Genomic DNA, 14,964 nt, shown 5'->3' with positions numbered 1-14,964 from the left:
TAGATTACATTAAATTATCTTTCACTATACCGTATAATTAATCAGCTTTTACCACAATTACCCCATGCTTTGGCAAATTAAAGTTTTTCGCTATTCCTATTTTCCCTATTTTTTGATGCAACCAAAGATCTCGTAACTGATTATTTTTACTCAATCCAACTTTTTTGGCAATCAATTCAAACGAAGCTTCTTTGCCGCCCCTATTTATAATGGCTACCGCTTTGGATTTTCCATTTTTACCTAAGGGCTTAACCCATACTTCAATGTCTTTGTCCTTAATGATTCTTGTTGCCTGCTTAAACCCCTCGTCTTGATTTAAGGCAATGATTTCTTTATTGGTGAGGATTGCTATAGTTTGTTCAGACATATTTCTTAGGTCATTTCCAGCCAGTAATGGAGAATTAAGCATACACCACATCGAAAAATGGGTTTTATCCTCATCATAGCTCATCCCCCTTCCCACTTGCAGCATATCCATATCATTATAGTGCCCTGCCGAGGCGTATTGGTATAAGTTTACATTCAAATCAATGATCTTAAGAATAGATGAAAAATTTGGACGTATATCTCCTGATATTCTCCATGAATCTGATTGTTTAATTGCCCACGTACCGGGGAATTGCCAGCGGCAAATGTTAAACACAATATTGCTATCAATATTTTTAACGACTTTTATAATTTTAGTGTATTCGGTTTCCTCATCTAACTTCATCCTTTCGCCACCACACCAATCTACCTTAAGAAAATCGTAACCCCAGTCTTTAAAGAAGAGTTTGCAATCTTGGTCTACATAACCATAAATTCCAACCCCAATTCCATTTTTATCTTTGTCATAAATAGACCCGCATGTGTTTTTTCCTGCATCACTATAGATGCCTGCCTTTAAGTTTTTACCATGTATATAATCGGCAAGAGATTTCATCCCTGATGGAAATTTGTTTGCATCAGCAAATAATTTACCAACCGAATCCCGACCTCCAAAATAGCCATCATCTATGTTCACAAAACGATAACCAGCATCATACATGCCCGATGAAATCATAGCATCGGCTTGCTCCCTGATCATTTTCTCGTCAATATTGACATGAAAATGGTTCCAACTGCTCCAGCCCATGATTGGAGCTTTTGCTCTTTGTGCGTAGCTATGATTAATGCCCAACAAGATGAACAATGATAAGAAGGTAACATTTTTTAAAAGATGAAAAGTTTTCATTGTAATACTCAGAGTTTTTTAGTGATAGTTAACGGTCCGATAAATTTTTGATTCCCCCAGTAGGCTATGCAATCTTTTGGAACGGTTAGGTTCATTATCCCGTCTGAAATATCTACCGTTATCGTTCCTTGAGGTGTAGGAATTGCTGATGAAAGCCAAGAAATGCTTCCAAGCTTTGGGCTAATCTCGAATGTCTTCCAACCATCTGTTAATGGTCTTAATCCTAATAAAACCGTTGGTAGAACTGCTGCAGGACCTGAACTCCAAGCATGACAAAGACTTTTGCCAAAAGGACGACTATAAAAGGAATACATTTTTGCAGCTGTTTCCCTTGGGCTATAAGCTTCCCAAAAAGTGGTTGTTCCTGGGACTTTTAACATTCCACCCCAAATATCATTCACAGCTTGGATTGATGAGTTGAGGTTGTCAGTTTTGGCCAGTGCCAACACTTCGAAACCGCTCATGTATGGTGTTCCAACCGCTGGTGCTGATTTGCCCCTAAGTATTGACCCAATTTGCTCATATTTTGATTCACCTGATAGTCCTGATATGACTGCTAAGATATTGGCATGCCTAGAGAGGTTTTTTGGAGTGTAAGGGTCATCCATCCAACTGCCCTCATTTTCATTCCAAGCTCGTTGCGTTAAATCTTTCTTTAAGTCCATTGCTGATGCTTGCCATATTTTGGCAGCATTTCCATCGCCAACACGCTTAGCTAATTCAACAGCACTTTGTTGAGCCCACCACCAAAGCACCTGCAAAGTTGAGGTTTTATTTACCTTCACCCAATCTATGAAAAGCCACTTGGTATTCTTGACATTGATCATTCCAAGACTATCACATTTAGTCTTCAAAATTTCCATCGTTTCTTTAATACGTGGCCATTGCCTGTTCAAGTGCTCGATATCCTTGTAATAAAGCTGGTATTGATTTTCTGAAATCAACCACCACAAGTCATAGTCAATGATACCGTTGATGTCCTGCTTTTTAATTCCTGCCCTATTTAATACCGCTAGGCTATTTTTAACAGGTTCGGCATCACCAAAGGTAAAGGCATTAACCATCATGCTCATGGCTAGATCACCTGCCCAAGGTAAACGATCACGTTTAATCCCATCGTTTAAAAACTCATTTCTGCATAACCTAAGTGTATAAGCGCTGTTCATCCAAATTCTGTTCAAAAGAGTATCTGAACTGGCAAAGGCCCCACGATACTGGGCAGGATAAAATAGCGCCCCAACACGTATTGATTTTACTATACCACTGGTCACTTTCACATATCGAAATGCCAAGGGAACCTTAGAACGCCATTTACCAGCCGAAAGCGGAATAAGTTCCATCGTTTGCTCTAACGATTTATCCGTAATGGTCTGGTTAGCTTCGGCAAGGGATTCGCCTACACAGATACTGGGTTGATCCTTAACTTCCAAGTATACATAGGCCAATAACTCCCTCCCAAAATCGAAAACATTAGTCTCAAGTTTTTTAGCTAGTACATTAGTCTCTGTTGGCTGATTTTGATGTGGAAAAGCTCCATTTTTTAATTGAGAGAATTGCTCAGGGACTTGAAGTGGTTCATTCTCTGTCTTCCATTTCCAAATAGTATTGTTTGTATTAAAGGGACCATCCTTGATCAGTAAACATGGTGGCTCTGCCGTTGTAGAAAGTTCAAATTCTATTTGAGAGGCTTCTATTGGGATGGCAAGTGCGATAGTCTGTTCTTGTTTTCCCTGCTGTATTACCTCTACTGGCTTGCCATTTATTTTAACTTTTGCAGTTGCATTGGTATAGAATCTTAAATTTTTAACGGTAACTGGCTTTTTAACAACGTAGATAAAACTGGCTTTCGCATAAGGTTGGTGGTATTCTCCAGGGTAACCCACTTTCAGTTTTGCTTCATCAACATCTTTTCTCAATTGTTGTAAACGCCAACATTGCAATTCGGTATAACCGTAGAGCCATTTTGCACCTACGACCTCTTGTTTAACAGGAAGATTACCACTGGATTGATAAGCTGGATCTATGATATATTTTTTTGAGCGTTCATGTGCCTTGGTTTGCGCAAAAGATTGATGACCAAAAACACATACAACTAGAATAAGAATTAGATTTTTTATCATTTTAATAAAACATAATTGGATGCAATAATTCAATTGATAGCTTTAAGGGGCAATCATTTTATGGCTCCCTGTTGCTTAATGGACTTAAGCATCAAATTCGCATATCGTTGTCCCATTATTCTAGCGCTTGTGGCATTAAAGTGCAGATAATCGCCGATGTGATCTGTATCTGTTGCGACGACGTAATCAAAATTTGCTAAAATACTTTTCAAGTTTTGGAGTGTGGTATTGATTTGAGCTACATAAGGATTAAACTGCATTTTTTTTTCCTTATCAGGTTGTTGTGTTTGAAATGCTGGCAGTTCTCCAGCAATAAATGTCAATGTAGGGTTTTTAAGATCGGTACGGAAACCATTCACTACTTTGTTTAGTTTTTCTTGGTAGTTCACAACTCCTTTTGCGGTACAATCTGTTTCTCCCTGATGCCAAATCACCCCTTTTAAAGTCCCACTTTGTATTGCAGTTCTTGTTCTTAAAATTGCCACTTTATAATTTTTACCGGTTTTAGCGGTATCTACGGCAGGAAGCCATGCATTTATAGATGACCCACCTACTGCACATGGAATCAATCCTATATAGATGGAGGTGTCGGCCTCTGCCATTAATTTGCCAAAAGTTAAACCAGGTCCAACGCCAGCGTAAGACCGATCAAAATGTATGGGGTCTTTAGCTACCTCCCATTCGCCCCTGCTGTTGAGGGTTAAAACCTTGGGATTTGGCAATGTATCAACAGATTCTACCTTACCTCTTCCAGCCATATTAGATTGTCCAACCAAAAGAAATAAATAAAACTTGCTTTTGTTTATTGGTGGCTTAACCGTTTTTCTAACTATGGGCTTGATTTGAGAAAATGCTTGTTGTAGGCAAAACAAACAAATAAGGCATAGAATTAATTTGATAGTTTTCATAATGGACCTCCATCAGGTTTAACTCTTTTCTTTTGTTGATTGCCTAAAAGGGCAAAAAACGCCACAATAATGGTTTTCTTGAAGTTCATTAGGTTATTTGGTTTATACCATCTCAATATAGAATGCTAAATCATTCTTTGAAAGAAATGTTATTAAAATTATTGTTTTTATCACAAGTAATCATCCTGTACCATGCTGTAAAACGTGAGCATTGGAGGCTTTGTCATATCCCTTTTTCTTAAAAAGCTGATAAAAATGTGATTTTCCTTACTGGAGCAAATATGGCTGGTAAATCTACCTTCATGAAATCGTTTGGAATTGCTATTTATCTCAGTCACATGGGATTTCCTATAGCAGCAAAAAACATGGCTATTTCGGTACATGAGGGTATTTATACTTCAATAAACGTTACTGACAACCTAAACGCAGGCTACAGCCATTTTTACGCAGAAGTTTTGCGGGTAAAAAAAGTTGCCGAAGAAGTAGCAAGAGGTAAAAACTTGGTGGTCATTTTTGATGAGCTATTTAAAGGAACAAACGTTAAGGATGCCTTTGATGCTACGGTTGCGGTAACAGAAGCTTTTTCTGAATTGAGGAACTGCTCGTATATAATTTCTACCCACATTATAGAGGCTGCGAACGAATTGAAACGCTTAAACAATTTTAGTTTCGTCTTTTTACCAACCAAGATGCAAGGTACGGTGCCAATTTACACCTATAAACTAGAAGACGGTGTAACCGAAGACCGACATGGAAAAATAATTATAGATAATGAGCGTATCATTGAAATTATTTTAGGGCAGAAATAGTCTGATAGATTATGATTGTATTTTTAAATAAGCCAGACAAAGTGGTCTGGCTTATTTAACTTTAACCAACACTGGCCAACCTTTTTTATCCCAAGCTAATTTTTCTACTCTAAGTTTTGATTTGCCATTATCGGCTGCATCATAACCATGAAATATCAAGTAATCTGTATCATTAAATGTGTACACAGAATTATGCCCTACGCCATACCAGTTTTTATCTCCTTCTAACAAAATACTCCCTCCGGCTTCAGCCATTGAAACACCTGTTTTATCTAAATAAGGTCCTGTTAATTGCTTAGCTCTACCAACAATCATTTTATAAGTACTTTTTGGCCCTTTACAGCAATAATCAATAGAAGCAAACAGATAATAGTACTTTCCTTTTTTAAAGATAAATGGCGCTTCTATGGCGTTTCCTCCGGCATCTTTAGGATTATCATCTATTGATAGTGGATTTTCTTCTGATACTTTTTTCTTACGACTGGCAATAGTTGGTATTTGAGTAAGATCTTCCACAACGCTCATTCTATCTTCACTCAATTTAACCAATTTTAAACCATCCCAAAATGAGCCAAAAGACAAATATGGATTTCCTTTTTTATCAGTAATTAAATTAGGATCTATAGCATTCCAGTTTGTTTTACCCGGAAAAGATTGAATGATTTTCCCATGATCTACCCAGCGATATGCCAAACTAGTAGGATCTAAAGTTGTGTTGGTGGCCAAACCAATACAAGAAGTGTTTTTACCAAAAGCCGATACAGAATAATAAAGGTAGTAAGTGCCATTATAAAAACTAATATCTGGCGCCCATATGTGTCCTTTAAAAGATGGAATTGCTTGCTTAGCCCATTCTGGAGGCGCTGCAAAAACCGGCTTTTCAGATTTCCAGTTTTTTAAATCCCTAGAAGACCACATGGCTATTCCTTGCCCTGTACAAAATAAATAATAAGTATCGCCTTGTTTTGCCAATACAGGATCATGTACAGAAACATTTTGTTTCAAATCCTGCCCCATCACATGGAACGTGAATGAAATAAAAAGCCATACACTAAAAACTACTTTCATTAAATTGTGAATTACAACATTTTAACCCTTAACACACTAAATGAGTTAGCCGCTAGTTTTAACTTCACCGTTTTACCTTTAATTGCAATCTGCGTTTCATTTGGAACTACTTCTGAAGGCTTACTGATAGAGTTCACATCTCCCAAATTATTAGAGGTTAATACAGTTAAGTTTGCTTTAGATGGAAGCTTATTCACTCCCTCAACGTTAAATGAACTTTCGGCTTCTTTATCAGACGTGTTCACTATTTTTAAAATAAGCTCATTTGTCTTTTTATCAACTACTGATGAAGCAAAAATTCCACCATCACCAATTAATGCTGTTTTATTATTATTGAGCAAAGGCACTACATGTGTTCCTATATTAGTTGAATATAATTTTTGAACAAAATAGTTTGGCGTACCATAAGCCTGAAGATTATCTACCCATATCATATCTGGTGTCCATTGCCAAGCATCAACATGGGCAAAAAGTGGCGCATAAGAAGCCATTATTACCACATCTGCATTACGCTCTAATCCGGTCATAAAAGCGGCTTCAGAAATAGCGGTTTGTAAGTTGTTTTTATTGTTTACACTTACTATTTTATCACTTTGCGCTGCATATTCACCAGCAAAAATTTTAGGGCCATTTCTTGGGTAATTATCATATCTTGATACATTTTGAAGAAACCATTCGGGTTTACGATAGTAATGTTCATCAATAATATCAGCATTCATTTTTCTGAGTTCGGTATTTAGCAAGTTAAAACGATCGCCATCCGGATCTGTTCCAGAACTGTTTACTAATTTAATGTTAGGATATTTATCCTTAATTGCTTTGGTAAAGATTTTTAATCGTTCTAAATATTGTGGTCCCCAGTTTTCATTACCAACACCTAGCATTTTTAAATTGAAAGGTTTTGGATGTCCCATTTCTGCCCTCACTCTCCCCCATGTAGAATTTACATCGCCATTGGCAAATTCAATTAAATCTAATGCATCCTGTACGTAAGGTTGTAATTGGTCTATTGGAACAAGTTCTGCGGTATTAAATTGGCAAGCCATCCCGCAGTTTAAAATAGGCAAAGGTTCTGCTCCAATATCATCAGCTAACTGAAAATATTCAAAAAAACCTAAACCAAAAGTTTGATAATAATCTGGAGTTGGACGATGAGCAAACTCGGTATTCCAACGGTTAACAATCAATTCCCTATTCTCTAAAGGTCCAATCGTTTTTTTCCATTGATAACGAGTAGCCAAATCATGACCTTCTACAATACATCCTCCCGGGAAACGAATAAAACCAGGCTTCATATCAGCAAGTAATTGCACCATATCTGAACGCATCCCACCCGGGCGACCTTTCCAAGTATCAGATGGAAATAAAGAAATCATATCTAAATCAACTACGCCGTTACCCTCAAATCTGATTTTAAATTTTGCTTTTTGTGCCGTTGCTGTTGCGTTAAAACTTACCGACTGTTTATCCCAATTACTTCCTGAGCCAGAAGGAATAGATTCTCCTTTTCCAATCACCTCATTTTTCTCATTCAATAACTCTAAATAAAGTTTTACGCCAGGTTTAGCCTGACGATACATGAATGAAAAATCATAACGTAAACCAGCTTTAATCCCCATTCCTCTAAAACCTTCATTAATAATGCTGATGTTATTGGCCTCATTCACATTCACTCTCAAAAACCGTGGATTGGAAGTATTAGCTCCCTGTCTGTTTAAAACTAATATATCGCCCTCACTTTTTTTACCTTCAACCGCCCAACCCATTAATGGTTTATAAAACTCAAACGAACGGTTTTTAATGAGTTCGGCATAAATACCACCATCAGCACCCATATTAATATCTTCAAAAAACACCCCCCACATTGTAGGCGAAATTGGTGCTTTTAACTGATTTGCTTTAACGGTAAAAGACTGCTGAGCTTCACTACTTTGAAAGGATAATCCACAAATTAGCAATATGGAACAAAATAAATAAACTGATTTTTTCATTGTATTTGGTTTATTTTTGGGCGTTTTAACACGCTTTTCACTACCTGCCTGCCGCAGGCAAGGTATCTTTTTGGCAACCTATAACAATGGCTATGGCCAAAAAGGATGCCGTTACAATCGTTAACGCACTTTTTAAACGGCAATAACCACCTCTAAATGTTGTTATTACCGTTTAATAACTACTCAAATTACTTATTTCTATAAGCCATATCGCTCCAAAGCAATTCATTTTTAAGCTGATTGAGTTGAGTTTCTTTTCCTATCAAAATACACTCAATACCTGCTATAGCAGCAAAATCTTGTAAATGTTCTCTTTTTAAATTCTGACTATATGCGGTATGATGTGCACCTCCTGCATAAATCCATGCTGCACAACCTGTTTTCATATCTGGTAAAGGTTTCCATAAAACTCTGGCCACAGGTAATTTTGGCAACTCATGAGTAAGATCTATCGCCTCTACTTCATTAACAATTAGCCGAAAACGATTTCCCATGTCTACAATGGAAGCATTTAAAGCGTCTCCACCAGCAACATTAAAAACTAATCTTACAGGATCAGATTTTCCTCCAATACCCAGTGGATGAATTTCTACTTTTGGCTTTCCTAAAGCAATAGCCTCATCAACTTCAAGCATATGAGAGCCTAATACCATAGAATTATTCCCATCAAAATGATAAGTATAATCTTCCATAAAAGAGTTTCCTCCTGCTAAGCCACTACCCATCACTTTACATAATCTTACCAAAGCAGCAGTTTTCCAATCTCCTTCTCCGGCAAAACCATAGCCTTTATTCATTAAACGTTGTACCGCAATTCCAGGTAATTGAACCATTCCATGCAAATCTTCAAAAGTATCGGTAAAACCTTTATAGTTACCTTCTCTTAAAAAAGTTTCTAAACCTATTTCAATTTTAGCGGCCTCAATTAAAGAAGAATGATTTACACCTCCTTTTAATAAAGTTGGGTCTACGTCATAGCTTGCTTCATATTCAGCAATTAAATTAAGAATTGCTTGCTCACTAACCGAATCTATTACTTTAACCAAATCTCCAATTCCATAAGTATTTACAGAATAGCCAAATTTCAATTCGGCTTCCACTTTATCACCATCAGTAACGGCAACAAAACGCATATTATCGCCAAAACGAACAAATTTAGCGCCTTGCCAATCATGCCAACCTGCGGCAGCTCTTGTCCAAGCGGCTATTTGCGCAATAGCTTCCGGATCTTGCCAATGTCCAACTACAACTTTGCGATTTAAACGCATTCTCGAAACTATAAAGCCAAATTCTCTATCGCCATGCGCACTTTGATTTAGATTCATAAAATCCATATCAATATTAGCCCAAGGAATTTCGCTATTAAATTGAGTATGTAAATGCAACAATGGTTTTTTAAGGATACTTAATCCTCTAATCCACATTTTTGCTGGAGAAAAAGTATGCATCCAAGCAATTAATCCTATACAATTTTCAGCAACATTTGCTTGCTGAATGATTTGAAAAATTTCTTCTGTACTTTTAACAGTCGGCTTAAAAATTACCTGAACCGGAATTTCCGCATCAATATTTAAAGATTGTGCTATTTGTTGAGAGTGTTCTGCAACTTTATCAAGTGTTTCTTTACCGTACAAATCTTGGCTACCAGTAATGAACCACACTTCCAATTTTTTTAATTCTATCATTTTTATGATCTATATCTATTATAAAAGATTGTTGTTTTTTTCCGATTATCAATTATCTCATCCAGAAATTTTGATCTACGCTATTTACTGACCGTAATAGCTATCCACTCCATGTTTTCTTTCATAATGCTTACGAATCAAAGAATCTTTTAACTTTAATGCCTTCGGATTAATTTGTTCGGTTAAAAAAGCCATTTGAGCTATTGTTTCTAATACAGCACTATTGTAAACTGCTTTTTCGGCAGTCTTTCCCCAAGTAAACGGAGCATGATTACCTACTAATATCATTTCAACTTCTTGATAACTTAAACCTTTGTCTTTTAAGCAATTCATAATTTGAAATCCGGTTTCATACTCATAATTACCCTTTATCATATCATCATCCATAGGAGGTGCACATGGAATATCTGAAGTGGCATGATCTGCATGAGTGGTCCCATAAATAGGAATATCTCGCTGAGTTTGAGCCCAAGCAGTCCCATAAGTAGAATGTGTGTGTACAATTCCGTTAATGTGATCCCAATGTTTATACAAAACAGCATGTGTTTTAGTATCTGAAGACGGTCTTAAAGCTCCTTCAACAGTGTTTCCATCAAAATCCACAATCACCATTTTATCTGGCGTTAAATATTTATAGGGAACACCGCTTGGTTTAATAGCAAATACTTTTAAATCTCTATCTGCAGCACTCACATTCCCAAAAGTAAAAACCACTAAATTTAGCTCTGGCAATTGCATATTAGCTAAATAAGCTTCTTCTTTAATATGCTGATAAATTTTACTCATGATTATAAATTAGATTCTATAAATGTACCTGCCTCTTTATATTTAAGGTATCGCTTAGCATAAATGGCTACTTTTTCTTTATTAGGATGATACTCAGTATCAAATCCTTGTCCCATGGCTTTCATTGCGTCTTCAACTTTTGGATATATCCCAGCCACGGTTGCCGCAAACATAGCTGCACCCAATGCACAAGTTTGTTCTGATTTATGAATGCGAATTGGCATATCCATCACATCAGCCATCATTTGCATAATAAATGGCGACTTTTTTGCAACTCCACCTAAACCAATTAAGCCTTTAACTTTTATTTCTTGCTCATTAAAACGATCTACAATTTTCTTTGCTCCAAAACAAGTTGCCTCTACCAAAGCTCTAAAAATAGCTGGCGCATCTGATCCTAAATTAAGTTCTAAAATAGCGCCTTTAAGTAATTGATTTGCATCTGGAGTTCTACGCCCGTTCAACCAATCTAAAGCCAATTCACTATGCTCTGTAACTTCTATTTCAGATGCTTTTTGACTTAATCTAATAATGATATTATCTTTTACCTCTTCTGCCAAAGCATACGCCATTTCACTATCTATCAGTTTAGAATATGATAATAATTCATCAGTCGGCCATGCTAAAACATTTTTAAACCATGCGTAAATATCACCAAATGCAGATTGGCCTGCTTCAAATCCCAACATACCTGGAATTATAGAACCTGGAACTTGACCACAGATTCCTTTTACCAAAATATCTCCAACTTCTTCAACCGGGGCTACTAACATATCACAGGTGGAAGTCCCCATTACTTTACTTAAATAATAAGGTTCTATTTCTCCTCCCACAGCTCCCATATGGGCATCAAAGGCACCAACACCTATCAAAACATTTGTACTAAGACCTAATTTAGCTGCCCATTCCTCACATAAATAACCTGCAGAAACATCAGCCGAAAAAGCTGTTTTAACTGTTCTATCCCTAAATCCATCTAATAATGAATCTAATGTTTTAAAAAATTCATTGGGTGGCATGCCGCCAAATTCTTCAGCAAATAAAGCTTTATGACCGGCAGAACAAACGCCTCTTTTAATTTCATCTGCATGTTTACCTCCAGTTAATACAAACGGAATCCAATCACAATGTTCCACCCAAGAATAACAAGCCGCTCTAACTTTCTCATCTACCCTAAGTATGTGCAATAATTTTGACCAATACCATTCAGAAGAATAAATCCCACCTACGTATTTTAAATAATTAATATCGAATTTCTTTGCATGCTCATTAATTTCAGATGCTTCATTTACAGAAGTATGATCTTTCCATAGAACAAACATTGCATTAGGGTTTTCCTCAAATTCAGGCAATAATGATAAAGGAGTTCCTTCTTTATTAACAGCTATAGGTGTAGAGCCTGTAGTGTCTATTGAAATGGCTTTCACATTGGATGCCGCAGATTCACCAATTTTAAACAAACATTCTTTAATAGTATGCCCCAAACCTTCCAAATAATCTTTAGGATGTTGCCTAAACTGACTTTTAATTGGATTACAAAATTTATTCTGCTTCCAACGTGGATAGTAATAAATGGAGAATGCTAGTTCTTTTCCATTCACCGCATCAACTACCACAGATCTTACAGAATCTGTACCGTAATCTACTCCAATTACCAAAGGATTGTTAATCATTATATTTTTAAAAGTATTATAAAAGGTTTATTTACTAATTCAAAAGTGGGAATTTTTTTAAATTAATGTCAAAATAACACTTATTATTTTAAAAATAAAATTTCTGCACACATTTTTTTGTGTTTAGCTAATCAATTAAACTCTCTGGATTGGGTATAAAGTTTAAAAAAGCTTGAAATTTATCAATATACCTAGTTTTGTCTAACGTATAATAAAAAGCTCCTTTTTTAGAACTATCCTTATCTTTTTCTAATTGTTTGATAAGCAACTTTGTAGATAATATTTTACGACTAAAATTACGCTTATCAAAAGTAGAATCATAAATTCCTTCGTATAAATATTGAAGTTGTGGAATAGTAAATTTTTCTGGCAAAAGTTCAAATAAAATTGGATGAAAAGCTGCCTTATATCTTATTTTTCTAAGTGCCTTGTTTAACATTTCCTGATGGTCAAAAATCAACTGCGGAATATCTTTAATAAGAAACCATTCTGCATGATAATCATCATTCAGTTGCTTTTCATATTGATGAATATCAATTAAAGCAAAATAACTAATAGATATAGTTCTCTCGGTAGGGTCGCGATTTGGATCTCCAAAAACTTTAAGCTGTTCTAAATAAACCCCCTCCAAACCTGTCAATTGCTCTAAAACTCTATTAGCAGCTTGATCAATATCTTCATCAAATTTCACAAATCCTCCCATCAAACTCCATCTATCCCTTTCAGATTCGAATCCTCTTTTGATCAGTAAAACTTTTAAATCTTGACCATCAAATCCAAAAACAATACAATCAACCGCCACAAGTACTGGGGTTTGGTCTAAATACTTAATCATTTAATCAACTAAATTTCTCGTGTAAATCTCTATAAAAGATTAAAATTCTTTCAAATAATAAATAATTACTCTTTTATAGAATTTAGATCCATTAAACCTTAAAGGTAATAAATCTTTAAATTTTACCCTTAAAATATATTCATAATCATAAATTAACCTTCAGCTACTACCTACAATGAAAAAAAACATGGAAAAAAAAATCCTGGCTATCTTTAATAACCAGGATTTCATCACTTTTTGAATTTTATCTATTTATGCTAATATCCAACTAAATTTATATTCTAATCCCGGAGATTTCATTCTATCAGCAATTCTTAATAAACGATCTGGCAATGCCACTATATAATCTCTAGCTTTTTCTCCTGCCTCGTTCAAATCCTTTATATTCTCAACATTCCAGTCTTCAATAAGATTCTTCATAATATCCACATAATCAACTGCTGTATAAACACCTAATCTTTGTGCTGCATCAGTAAAATGACCAAAAGTATGGCCAACCTTAGTACCCAATTCTCTTAAAAAATGAGCTGGCATAACAATTTTTTTACGCATCATATCTTCAAAGGCAATCATTACCTCACTAGCATCAACTTCAAAAGCTTTACTAATAAAAGCTTTATATGCTTTCGCATGTCTTGCTTCATCAGCCGCTATCAGTCCACAAATTTTAGATAATAATTTATCTCCACCTTGCTTTGCTAACATAGCTACTCTTCTGTGCGAAATATTGGTTGCAATTTCTTGAAAAGAAGTATAAATAAAATTTCTATATGGATCATGACCAGTGCCAATATCAAAACCATCTTGAATTAAATATTGCGTTGAGGCTTCCATCGCTCTCATATTAACCCTTCCAGATAAATAAAGATATTTATTTAATAAGTCACCATGTCTATTCTCTTCCGCAGTCCATGCCCTAACCCATTTCATCCAGCCACCTTGTTCATTTCTAGATACATTATCAACCATACATAACCAAGATTCATAAGTAGGTAAAGCCTCCTCTGTAATAGTATCACCTATTAAAACAGCCATCAAATCGTAAGATAATTCTTTAGTACTTTCTTGTAATTCTTTTACCTCACTAAAAAAAGTATCCTTACTAGAATCTGGTAAAAAATCAGCAGGTTGCCACATTTCTTCAACGGGTTTTAAATAATCAGCCATTTCATTAACCATAAAAGGTTCCAAATAACTCATTACTTCTTTTCTCGATCCAACTGGTAATTCTATCATAAAAAATTTAAAAGTCAAAGATATATATATACTCAAACAATAACGATAATTAAATTAATTTACTATTGTAAAATTCTTAAAGTAAAAATAGAAGAAGCATAAATAGTATAATAGATAATTTGCTTTATGTAGGAGTAAAGATAATTTAGAAACGCCATTTCTATATTCCAAAAAAGTTATGTAGTCCTTCTTTCCGTTCATACGGCCTCAGGCCTTACACACGATGGCAGGTATCCACTTCAATAAGGTTTAGGTAGCCAAACCTGTACAATCAACCCAGAAAACCTGACCGCTCTTCTATCATTTCATAAACATAAAAAAGTTTCCAATAAGGTGTTTATGGATCAAGCGTAAAAGTTGGGGAGGAATATTTTTTAATTATTTTTGTAGAAAGACAATATTTTGGACTCTACATTACTATCAATAATACTTCCTGAGGGGCTTAGCGACTACTTTGAACTGGATAAAGTAGAGACGATAACAGATTCTTATTATATCTATCTGAAAGAAAAGAATATTGCACCAATAGAGTTTAGTGGTCAAAAACTGAGATCAAAAGGTTTTTTCGATGAGATTTCGGTGAGAGACTTTCCTTTACGTGGCAAGCCATGCTTTTTAAAGCTTAAAAGGCGTAGATGGC

The 14,964-nt window shown here is 35.5% G+C and carries 12 protein-coding genes; 2 read left to right on the top strand and 10 right to left on the bottom strand.

What is annotated here, in order from left to right; genetic code table 11:
- Positions 1-37: 37 nt before the first annotated feature.
- The 3 genes from FA046_RS16635 to FA046_RS16625 are packed head-to-tail and all read right to left on the bottom strand — an operon-like array spanning position 38 to position 4,241.
- The gene (locus tag FA046_RS16635; protein WP_136827671.1) at positions 38-1,213 is read right to left on the bottom strand and encodes a glycoside hydrolase family 27 protein; all 1,176 of its coding nucleotides are present in this window, start codon (positions 1,211-1,213) and stop codon (positions 38-40) included.
- Positions 1,214-1,221: 8 nt separating this feature from the next.
- Positions 1,222-3,333, bottom strand: coding sequence for an alpha-L-rhamnosidase-related protein (locus tag FA046_RS16630; protein WP_136827670.1), 2,112 nt, complete (start codon positions 3,331-3,333; stop codon positions 1,222-1,224).
- A 53-nt stretch (positions 3,334-3,386) separates the two neighbouring features.
- Positions 3,387-4,241, bottom strand: a complete 855-nt coding sequence (locus tag FA046_RS16625) for a sialate O-acetylesterase (RefSeq protein ID WP_136827669.1) — start codon at positions 4,239-4,241, stop codon at positions 3,387-3,389.
- 257 nt (positions 4,242-4,498) lie between these two features.
- On the opposite strand from FA046_RS16625, the gene FA046_RS16620 reads away from it, so the two are divergent.
- A complete protein-coding gene (locus FA046_RS16620) occupies positions 4,499-5,050 on the top strand; it encodes a MutS-related protein (protein WP_225870944.1) in 552 nt (183 codons plus the stop codon).
- Positions 5,051-5,101: 51 nt separating this feature from the next.
- Here FA046_RS16620 and FA046_RS16615 read toward each other — a convergent pair whose 3' ends face one another.
- From FA046_RS16615 to FA046_RS16585, 7 genes are all read right to left on the bottom strand, one after another.
- Positions 5,102-6,118 carry an arabinan endo-1,5-alpha-L-arabinosidase gene (locus tag FA046_RS16615; protein ID WP_136827668.1) on the bottom strand — a complete coding sequence of 339 codons (1,017 nt, stop codon included), beginning with the start codon at positions 6,116-6,118 and terminating at the stop codon, positions 5,102-5,104.
- Between the two features lie 11 nt (positions 6,119-6,129).
- Positions 6,130-8,109 (bottom strand): alpha-L-arabinofuranosidase C-terminal domain-containing protein, encoded by a 1,980-nt coding sequence (locus tag FA046_RS16610; protein WP_136827667.1) that lies wholly within the window; start codon positions 8,107-8,109, stop codon positions 6,130-6,132.
- A 188-nt stretch (positions 8,110-8,297) separates the two neighbouring features.
- Positions 8,298-9,794 (bottom strand): L-arabinose isomerase, encoded by a 1,497-nt coding sequence (araA, locus tag FA046_RS16605; RefSeq protein WP_136827666.1) that lies wholly within the window; start codon positions 9,792-9,794, stop codon positions 8,298-8,300.
- 84 nt (positions 9,795-9,878) lie between these two features.
- The gene (locus FA046_RS16600; protein WP_136827665.1) at positions 9,879-10,580 is read right to left on the bottom strand and encodes an L-ribulose-5-phosphate 4-epimerase; all 702 of its coding nucleotides are present in this window, start codon (positions 10,578-10,580) and stop codon (positions 9,879-9,881) included.
- Positions 10,581-10,582: 2 nt separating this feature from the next.
- Positions 10,583-12,253, bottom strand: a complete 1,671-nt coding sequence (locus tag FA046_RS16595) for a ribulokinase (protein WP_136827664.1) — start codon at positions 12,251-12,253, stop codon at positions 10,583-10,585.
- Between the two features lie 127 nt (positions 12,254-12,380).
- On the bottom strand, positions 12,381-13,088 hold the full coding sequence (locus FA046_RS16590; protein ID WP_136827663.1) for an NUDIX hydrolase: 708 nt from the start codon (positions 13,086-13,088) through the stop codon (positions 12,381-12,383).
- A 252-nt stretch (positions 13,089-13,340) separates the two neighbouring features.
- Positions 13,341-14,324 carry an acyl-ACP desaturase gene (locus tag FA046_RS16585; protein ID WP_136827662.1) on the bottom strand — a complete coding sequence of 328 codons (984 nt, stop codon included), beginning with the start codon at positions 14,322-14,324 and terminating at the stop codon, positions 13,341-13,343.
- A gap of 402 nt (positions 14,325-14,726) precedes the next feature.
- Here FA046_RS16585 and FA046_RS17430 point away from each other — a divergent pair.
- A partial coding sequence (locus FA046_RS17430; protein ID WP_205943678.1) for an ISAon1 family transposase N-terminal region protein occupies positions 14,727-14,964 on the top strand: 238 nt, incomplete at its 3' end.

The organism is Pedobacter cryophilus (assembly GCF_005116455.1).
Taxonomy (GTDB): Bacteria; Bacteroidota; Bacteroidia; order Sphingobacteriales; family Sphingobacteriaceae; genus Pseudopedobacter; species Pseudopedobacter cryophilum.
This window is presented reverse-complemented; position numbering and strand designations above follow the sequence as displayed.